This window comes from Poseidonibacter sp. (assembly GCF_041821165.1).
In the GTDB taxonomy this organism is placed as follows: Bacteria; Campylobacterota; Campylobacteria; order Campylobacterales; family Arcobacteraceae; genus Poseidonibacter.
On sequence record NZ_JBGUES010000272.1, the window covers coordinates 1 to 1,660 of the forward strand.

1 protein-coding gene is annotated in these 1,660 nt (G+C 28.6%); it reads left to right on the forward strand.

Annotated features, from left to right (window positions below; translation table 11 throughout):
• Positions 1-290: 290 nt before the first annotated feature.
• Positions 291-1,660: methyl-accepting chemotaxis protein (locus ACERKK_RS13085; RefSeq protein WP_373773515.1), on the forward strand; the 1,370-nt coding region annotated here is incomplete at its 3' end.

Genomic DNA, 1,660 nt, shown 5'->3' on the forward strand with positions numbered 1-1,660 from the left:
GTGCTGATATCTTAGGATTAACAAAAAGTTTAGAAGATGCTACTAATGAATTAGACTTTAATCAAGAAGGTAAATTTCCAGTTGATAATATTGTAATTAAAAATGCAACAAAAAACTATGAGGAATTTTTACAAGGTTATATGAAGGATTATGGTTATTATGACATCTTTTTAATTAATGCTAAAACAGGTCATGTTGTATATACAGCTGCAAAAGAGTCTGATTATGGTGCTAACTTAAAATATGGTACTTTAAAAGATAGTGGATTAGGTGAAGCATATACAAAAGTTATGCAAGAAAAAAGACCTGTATTTATTGATATGAAACCTTATGCTCCAAGTAATAATGAACCTGCGATGTTCATAGCTTCACCAGTTGTGACAAGTGGAGAAACTAAATCAATATTAGTTTATCAAATAAGTGATAGAGCAATTAATAGAATTATGCAATTTAGACAAGGTTATGGAAAATCGCAAGAAGATTATTTAGTTGGTTCTGATAAATTAATGAGAAGTGATAGCTTTTTAGATCCTAAAGGTCATTCATTAAAAGTATCTTTTGCAAATAATAAAAAAGTAAATACACTTGCAAGTAATAATGCACTTTTGGGAAAAGAAAATACAGAAGTTGTAATTGATTATAATGGAAATCCTGTATTATCAGCTTATAAACAAATATCAGTTGGACAAGATTTAAAATGGGCAATTTTATCTGAAATTGATGAAGAAGAAGTATTAAAAGCACCAAATGCAATTAGAAATATTATTTTAATTACTTCAATTACTTTATTGATTTTTGTTGTTCTTGGTGCTGTTATTACAATAAATAATGTTGTTGTAAAAAGATTACATAAATTCCAAGATGGCTTAGAAGGTTTCTTTAGATACGTAAATAGAGAACAATCAGATGTTCAAGAGCTTGAAACTGATAGTATTGATGAAATTGGACTTATGGCAAAAGTTGTAAATGAAAATATTGTAAAAGCAAAAAAAGGAATTGAAGAAGATAGGGCTGTTATTGATGAAACAATAAAAGTTTTAGGTGAGTTTGAACAAGGTGATTTAGTTCAAAGAATTCATACAAAAGTAAATAATCCTGCATTAAATGAATTAACAAATGTTCTTAATAATATGGGAACAAATTTAGAAAGAAATATTGATAATATCTTAGATGTTTTAGAGCAATTCTCAAATTATAACTATTTAAATAAAGTTGATAAAACAGGTATCAAAGAACACTTAGCTAAATTAGCAGATGGTGTTAATTCTTTAGGTGCTTCAATTACTCAAATGTTAGTTCAAAATAAGACAAATGGTTTAACGTTAGAGCAGTCTTCAAAAGTATTATTAGATAATGTAGATACTTTAAATAGATCATCAAATGAAGCAGCAGCTTCTTTAGAAGAAACGGCAGCAGCACTTGAAGAAATTACAGGGAATGTAAGTTCTACAACTGCTAAAATTGCACAAATGACTCAGTTTGCAGATAATATCACACAATCAGCAAATGAAGGTGAAGAACTTGCTTCTAAAACAACTTCTGCAATGGATGAAATAAATTCACAAGTAGCAGCTATTAATGAAGCAATTACAGTAATTGATCAAATCGCATTCCAAACAAATATTCTTTCACTAAATGCAGCCGTTGAAGCAGCAACAGC